Below are 6833 nucleotides of genomic sequence, written 5' to 3'. Positions count from 1 at the left end.
CCCACCGGGTCACCACCCCCAGTCGCACATGATCGGACAACCCCACCCAAGGATGCATGCCGGGCCCAACGACCGCGTTCCTCCGGCGTCACTGCGAACTGCTTGACGAGTTCAAGCAACGGCATTGTGTTCCCGGTGGAAAATGACAGACAGTCACTTCAAGGCCCGTCTCGTAGGCGAAGTCCGCGAGTTCCTTCTTCCAGGCGCGCACACGGTAGCCGTTGGAGCCTCCGGCGTCGGCGGTGACCAGCAGGCGGGAGGCGTGCGGGTAGCGGCGGTGCCCCTCACCGTTCCACCAGCGGCGCAAAGTGGACACCGCGAAGGCAGAGGTGTCCCCGTCGCAGCCCACCGACACCCAGCCTGCGTCCGCGCCGATGTCGTAGATCCCGTACGGCACCGCTTTCTGGGCGCCCTTCTCGGGGAAGTCGTGTGCGCGGACCTGCACCGGCTGTCCGGTGCGATGCCACTCGCGTCCGATCACCCCGTAGTTGCCCAGTGTCTCCTTCTTCTTGGCATCCACGCTGATGACCGGCTGCCCGTCGGTGAGGTACGCCGTGGCCTGGTCGTTGATGTAGTGGAACTGGGCGTCCCGGTCCGGATGCCGGGCCCCCTCGGTGGTCCTGGAGGTGCCCTGCAGAGAGAAGCCCTCCGCCTTCAACAGCGTGGCCACCGTGTCCGAAGCGACCCGGTGCCCCTGACGCGTCAGCTCGGCCGCCAGATTCCGGGTGGACTTCACCGTCCACAGCAGCGGAGATTCCGGGTCGCCGCGCTGGTCCGGCTCGACCAGCGCCAGCAACGCGGGCACCAGCCCCGGATCGGCCTCCCGCAAGGGCTTCCGACCCGCGCCCGGTGCCCGGACCCGGCCGGCGGCATCCTCCGCGTGCTCCAGCTCCCGCTTCCCGCGCGACACCGTGGACTCCGCCACCCCGGCCGCTCCGGCCACCATGCGGATCCCGCCGTGGCCCAGAACGCGGGCCACGGCGCCCAGTGTCAGGCGCTGCTGGCGCTCATCGAGGTGCGGCAGCAACAGCCCGAACGCATCCACCAGTTCTGCCTTCGTCCCCTCCGACACCACCGCATCCTACGACCCAACAGCCCAAGAAAACCGAAGAGTTATTGATCGGCAGGCCCCAGGGTTTCGGCGTAGTCGCGTGACGCCCGGTTTGTGATCACCCGAGGCCGAGGAGTGCGAGGGGGCGATAGGGGTCACGGGCGTTGCGGCGGAGGCCGGCCGCGATGTTGTTCGCTCCGGCTGTTCGGAGGGCTCCGATGGCAAGGTTGCGCCAGGTGGCCATCGCGCGGGGCGCGTTGCCGGTTCGCAGCTGGGAGGCGTCCTCGGCAAAGGTGGTGTCGCGGACGTGGTGCAGGGCCTCGATCTTCCAGTGGTCCCGGACGAGTTGGGCGAGCAGGACCGGGGTGGCCTGCTCGGCGGTCAGACTGGTGACGGCGTAGACCGTCTTGATGGTGGTCCTGCCGGTCTTGCGGTCGGTTCGGCGGCGCTTGATCTGGACGGCCTGGCGGGCTCCGGGGAAGAGAAGGCTGTTCACGGTGGCGACCTTGATCCGGCGGATCTCCGAGCGGCCGTGGCCAACGCCGCGGGTGCGGCCCTGAAGCGGGATGTCCTTTCAGGGAAGGGATTTGAGCTGGTTGCGCAGCTTCTTCTGGTTGCCCTTGACGATCACGATGTAGTGGGCCCGGCGACCGAGGAGGTATGCGGCGTGCTCGTGCTGGGTGTGCATCGCGTCGCTGGTCACCACGGTTTCGGCCAGTTCGGCGACGGTATCGAGCAAGGGCTGGAAGCAGGTGATCTCGTTGGTCTTCTCCTGGACGTCCAACTGGGCCAGGACCAGGCCGGTGGCGTGGTCGAGTGCGGCGAGCAGGTGAATTTTCCGGCCCTTCGCCCTGGCCGCGCCCCGCAGGGCCTTGCCGTCCACCGCGAGGCCGCGCAGCCCGTCCGGCTTCGGGTATCGGTCCGCGAGCCAGTGTCCGACTGCCTGGTCCAGCGCGTCGGCGTCGATGCGGCCCAGCAGTCGACGGACCGTTGTCTCGGAGGGCAGGACCCGCCTGGGCAGAAGCGGGTCGGTGCGGCCGCCGACCTGTTCCAGCACGCGCGGCGGGGCGTCTGCGATCCACTCGCCAACCGCCAGCAGCGAGGTCGCTCCGGCCAGCACGGCACACGCGGTGAGTGCGAGCACGACGGCCAGGCGATGACGCACACCGCGCGGGTCAAGGGGGTCCGGCACCTCGGCCAGCCGCTCCAGCAGGCCAGGGAACTCCTGCGATGCGGCCTCGGGATGCTCCCGGAGTTGGTCAAGAGCAGGCGGAATCAGCGAAGATGCGTCGGCAGGCACGGTCTTCCACTCGGATCACGGGGCGTAGAGAACTCCATGATCTTGGAAGCCCGTGCCCTGCGCTGCTTCCAGCCCCCATGCCACGACGAAGCGGGCGTCACGCGACTACGCCGAAGCCCTACCCCTACGCCGAGTTGGCGTGGTAGAGCAACACGATATCCGAGAACTCTACACGCCCCTGACCACTTGTTGTGACCACAAGTTCGTTGTTTGAAGCTTTGAGATCGCTTCCTGGAATGATCTCGTGCCACGAACGCGGCCTCGTGGACTCGGGCTCCGGGGGGTCGAAATTGTAGTCGATGCAGTTTGGTTTCTTGTTGAAGCTCATCGCGAGATGGGCCTTCCCGCTGACCTTCAGCTTGAAGGTCAGGATCACCGTGCGCCCCGAATCCAGCCCAGCCAGCTCGATCTTCTCGAAATGGTGATGATGATCTCCCGAAATCGGTTCGGGAAGCACCATCAGAGAATCACTCAAGGCGACGAATTGCGCAAACGCTGGCATCGAACTTTCCTCTTTCCTATTGTGAGGAGTGGCTCCAGTTGGTGCGACACGGCAGTAGAGGGACTCTCCTTACATGAACCCTGCTGAACGTCGCGTCTTTGTTGACTGTGAGCCTGCTCCTGCGGCAACTCATCCACAACCCTTCGGGTCATCAGAGAAGGAATCATTCGACCCGATGGCATCGTGAACACCTCCGAGCAACATCGCACCCTTCTGGGCGGGTCGACAGGAGTCGCCAAGCGCAGCTGGCCGTCACCCAGTGAGCCTTTCCCAGTAATGGATCATGACGTTGTGTGATCGTTCAGATGGTGCGGTCGTATTTCGAGTTGGAGCAGGGCGAGGGCTGCGGCGGCGATCTTCGTGATGCGGCTGGGGTCGAGGTTGACCCGGCGCAGGGCCTCGAAGGTGGTTTTGAGCAGGGAGTTGGCGCGTTCGCAGACGCCATGGATGCCGCGGATGACCTTGTTGTACGCCTGCTGGGCCTCGGTCAGTTCGCAGCCGGCGGGCTTCTTGTGCGGGCGGCGGAAGCCGTTACCGGCGTTCTCGTAGCCGAGGTCGACCAGGGTCGGTATGCCAAGCTCGGCGGCGATGCGGTTCAGGGCGTCGACCAGCCCGTGGTGGCGGGCGCAAGTGGTGTCGTGCTCCCTGCCCAAGCGGACCGGTGAGACTCGGATCGGCCAGCCGTCCGGGGTGGCGATGACCTGCACGTTCCCACCATGGTGCTTGTTTTCCGGACCACCAGAGGTCTGCGCCGTTGGGGCCGGGGGCGGCGACGCGGTCGGTGCGGATGACCGCGCCGTCGAGGTTCAGATGTGTCAGCCTGGCCGCCTTCGCACGCTCCAATCCGGTGGCCAGATCTGGCGCCCCGGCCGCCAGGACGGACAGCCCCTCGTGGAGGTAACGGTAGGAGGTGGAAGCTGACAGACCGTTGTCGCAGGCCAGCTGGGAAAGACGGGTGCCGTCGATGAACCAGCGCAGGACGAGCACCGCCTGACGGAAGCAGCCCAGCGCACTACAACCCTTGCGAGTCCTGGCCACGACGCGGTGATCGCGCAGCAGCCCGGCCAGATGCTCGACGGTGGACCGCTTCACATCGTGCACGGCGGTGTATGTGACACTGATCGACACGTGAGGCCCCTCGGTCAGAACAATCTGTCGCAAGATCGTTCCTACCAGGGGCCTTACGCCTGCCCGGACTTGGGGACCCCACGGGCCACAGCGCCAGCATCGCGATCACAGCAAGCGACGGGCGCTTACTGGGAAAGGCTCAGTACGTGGGCGCAGCGATGGTGTTTCGGAGGCCGCCCACCCGGCTTCAGTGGCGCGAGTGCGCCCCTCTCCGTATCGGTCAGGTCCGGCGCATACGGGGCGCGCCGCCCACCCAGACCGGCCTTCCCTTAGCACAAGATCTACCAACTCACCTATCCTGAAAGGGGCTTATCGGATACTCTCTGTCGAGTTTGCACACTTGCTGTCGTAGCCGCTGACGGTCTTTGATCCCCGCGGTATGACTGTTCCAGATCGTCATACGCGGTTCGTGCGAAAAATCAACGCCATGGAGAACTGATTGAGGGATGCTCGGTCGGGATTGGCTACACCAACGCAGACGGCTGACGCAGTCATGGCTTGATGTGTCCGCTGCACGCCGTAGTTGTGACTGTTACTGAAGGGGCTGCTGAATGAAACGGAGCAATTGGAAAGCACTGATCGCGATAATCGGAGTGTTGATAGTCTGCTGCCTGGCGGCGACTGTCGTATTCGTCACGAGTGTCGCTCGGGCAAGGATCTTTGTAGACCTTCTCACCGGCCTGGCATGGCCGCTCGCCCTAATGGTCGCCGCCATCACATTTTGGCCCCACATCCAGGTGCTCGCATTCGAAGTGGTAACCCGCGTAAAAGGGGGAGCATCCGTCCGAGTGGGACCTCTTTCGCTATCCTCGCTCCCTGAGCAAGCGGATCATATTCCGAGCCCTGGAGCCGGGGAGTCAGTCTCGCTGGAAAGTATCGCGCTCCTACATACAAGTTTCATAAGGTCAGATAAAACTCGCGAGTTCAATGATGGCCGCACATACTATCAGATTGAAATCATCGTAATTGCCCCCAGTGAAGTTTGGCGACGGGTTATCTCCGTCAAGTATGAGCTTGACGGAAAGTGGCCCTCAGGTCGGCGCGTTCAGACTGTCACAGACAGTTTCTCTCGGTTCAAGCTAAAAGAACTTGCGTACGGCACAACGATTGTCAGAGCCCAGGTCGAGCTCCGCGGACAAGATCAGCCCCTGCTACTCAATCGTTTCATTGATCTCCGGCCTGACGGTCTGAGGCTCTGAGGTTCGCCGAAAACGCTACGGACAGCCAGGACTACATGGCTTATTGAGGCGTATATACCACCCGTTCGAAGGGCCACTCTCGGTCCAGCCAATCACTGACGACGCGATAGAGCTCGGCGTCAAGGGCGGCGTGGTCCGCGCGCACGCAGGAACGGACGTCAATGAGACCAGGCTCGTGGCGTGAGCCGTATATGTAGACACAGCCGACGACGTCGTTGTCCAGGGCTTCGGCGTAGTCGTCGGACTGTCGTTTCCGCAGGCAGGGACCATTGGGGGAACAGGGGGGTCGAGTCGCACGCCGACCTGTTCCAGTACGTGGGGTGGAGCATCGGTAATCCATTCGCCGACCGTCAGCGGCGACGTTGCCCCCGCCGGCACCGCGCACGCGGCCAGGGCAAGGACACCGACCAGAGGGTGGCGCACTCCACGGGGATCACGTGGATCGGGCACCTGGGCGAGGCGGCCCAGCAGTCTGGGCACCTCTTCCGGCTCGGCCTCTGGATGCTCGCGGAGTTGGTCAAGGGCAGGCGGGATCAGCGATGATGCTTCGGCAGGCACGGTCTTCCAGGCAGGTCACGGGGCGTCGAGAACTCCATGATCTTGGAAACCGTGCCTGTTCCCCTCTCCCTGGCCAGCCAACCTGGCGGACCGTCATGAACCGGACGCCCTGCGACTACGCCGAAGCCCTGCCGTGGTGCGACGCGTGCCGGGCGCGATACCCGGCTGTGCCGTACCGCTGTGCTCTGTCATGCCGGCTCCTATTCTGTTTCCATCATTTTCCGTCAGTTCCTTCAGCTTGCTGATCCCGGAGTACTTTTCAGCGTATACAGTAATCCCATGACCACCACTGAACCCATATCCCGAGTCGCCCTCAAGAAAATCACCCCCGAGGTCTCCGCCTCGATGGGTGCCCTGCACGGTGCCGCCGTTTCCGCAGCGCAGGATGCCAAGGTCGAACCCGAACTCCTTGAACTGATCCGGATTCGCGCCTCCCAGCTCAACGGCTGCGCCTTCTGCCTCGACATGCACACCAAGGACGCCCGCGCCCAGGGTGAGACCGAGCAGCGGATCTACGCCCTGAACGCCTGGCGGGAGACCCCCTTCTTCACCGAACGGGAGCGTGCCGCACTGGCGTTGACCGAGGCCGTGACCCTGGTGCACGACGGGCACGTCCCCGACGACGTCTACGCCGAGGCCGCCGACGTCTTCGACGAGGCACAGGTCGCCGCGCTGATCTGGGCGGCCACTGTCATCAACGCGTACAACCGGATCGCCATCGCGACGCGGATGGTTCCCGGCGGTTATCAGCCGGTTCAGAAGAGCGGCTGAATTCGGAAACAGAAAAGCAGGGCAGGGCGAATTGGAATCGTCCTGCCCTATCTTTTTTCCTGCTTACTGCACCGGCTCCGCCAGGCCCTCCAGCCATTGCCGCCATTCAGCGGCCCGTACCGCGCGCCCCGCCCGCATAAATGGTTCCGTTCCGCCCGTCCATTCCGTCACCGGGCGGATTCCGTGCAGCGCGTTCACTAGTACTACAGCCGGTGGTTCACGTGACGTGACGGTGGCTGGCTCGTTGCTCCGTTCGTGGGGTTGAAACTGCCGCTGGGCGTGGTGCGGACGGACGAGCTGACTGAGGGCCAAGTCCGGTCGCTT

5 protein-coding genes and 4 pseudogenes are annotated in these 6833 nt (G+C 64.2%); 3 read left to right on the top strand and 6 right to left on the bottom strand.

Translation table 11 applies throughout. From position 1 onward, the window contains the following. Positions 1 to 127 precede the first annotated feature (127 nt). From G3I71_RS44455 to G3I71_RS44440, 4 genes and pseudogenes are all read right to left on the bottom strand, one after another. A pseudogene (locus G3I71_RS44455) lies at positions 128 to 1045 on the bottom strand (ISAzo13 family transposase); the annotation flags it as partial. 124 nt (positions 1046 to 1169) lie between these two features. Further along, positions 1170 to 2216 (bottom strand): annotated as a pseudogene (locus tag G3I71_RS44450) (ISAs1 family transposase). 259 nt (positions 2217 to 2475) lie between these two features. Continuing rightward, positions 2476 to 2853 carry a hypothetical protein gene (locus tag G3I71_RS44445; RefSeq protein ID WP_164324525.1) on the bottom strand — a complete coding sequence of 126 codons (378 nt, stop codon included), beginning with the start codon at positions 2851 to 2853 and terminating at the stop codon, positions 2476 to 2478. Between the two features lie 301 nt (positions 2854 to 3154). Next, positions 3155 to 3975: pseudogene (locus G3I71_RS44440) on the bottom strand (transposase family protein). 557 nt (positions 3976 to 4532) lie between these two features. Here G3I71_RS44440 and G3I71_RS53045 point away from each other — a divergent pair. Continuing rightward, positions 4533 to 5180 carry a pYEATS domain-containing protein gene (locus G3I71_RS53045; protein WP_369335580.1) on the top strand — a complete coding sequence of 216 codons (648 nt, stop codon included), beginning with the start codon at positions 4533 to 4535 and terminating at the stop codon, positions 5178 to 5180. Positions 5181 to 5195: 15 nt separating this feature from the next. On the opposite strand, the gene G3I71_RS51930 is transcribed toward G3I71_RS53045, so the two are convergent. Next, positions 5196 to 5603, bottom strand: a complete 408-nt coding sequence (locus tag G3I71_RS51930; RefSeq protein WP_343243278.1) for a hypothetical protein — start codon at positions 5601 to 5603, stop codon at positions 5196 to 5198. Between G3I71_RS51930 and G3I71_RS52480 the strand changes: the two genes are divergently transcribed. Together G3I71_RS52480 and G3I71_RS44430 are read left to right on the top strand one after the other, a co-directional pair. Continuing rightward, on the top strand, positions 5595 to 5723 hold the full coding sequence (locus G3I71_RS52480) for a hypothetical protein (protein WP_275409400.1): 129 nt from the start codon (positions 5595 to 5597) through the stop codon (positions 5721 to 5723). The genes G3I71_RS51930 and G3I71_RS52480 overlap by 9 nt on opposite strands. A gap of 294 nt (positions 5724 to 6017) precedes the next feature. Next, positions 6018 to 6509: a carboxymuconolactone decarboxylase family protein gene (locus tag G3I71_RS44430; protein ID WP_164324523.1), complete on the top strand. Its 492-nt coding sequence runs from the start codon at positions 6018 to 6020 to the stop codon at positions 6507 to 6509. Positions 6510 to 6572: 63 nt separating this feature from the next. On the opposite strand, the pseudogene G3I71_RS51925 reads toward G3I71_RS44430, so the two are convergent. Then, a pseudogene (locus tag G3I71_RS51925) lies at positions 6573 to 6716 on the bottom strand (aminotransferase class IV); the annotation flags it as partial. Positions 6717 to 6833 lie beyond the last annotated feature (117 nt).

The sequence above is a fragment of the Streptomyces sp. SID12501 genome, from assembly GCF_010550245.1.
Lineage (GTDB): Bacteria > Actinomycetota > Actinomycetes > Streptomycetales > Streptomycetaceae > Streptomyces.
Note: the sequence above shows the minus strand (reverse complement) of the source record. Positions and strands in the feature narration are given on the sequence as shown.

Coding starts and splice junctions, on each gene's coding strand:
- G3I71_RS44445 (WP_164324525.1), bottom strand. CDS start 2,853: ATGCCAGCGTTTGCGCAATTCGTCGCCTTGAGTGATTCTCTGATGGTG.
- G3I71_RS53045 (WP_369335580.1), top strand. CDS start 4,533: ATGAAACGGAGCAATTGGAAAGCACTGATCGCGATAATCGGAGTGTTG.
- G3I71_RS44430 (WP_164324523.1), top strand. CDS start 6,018: ATGACCACCACTGAACCCATATCCCGAGTCGCCCTCAAGAAAATCACC.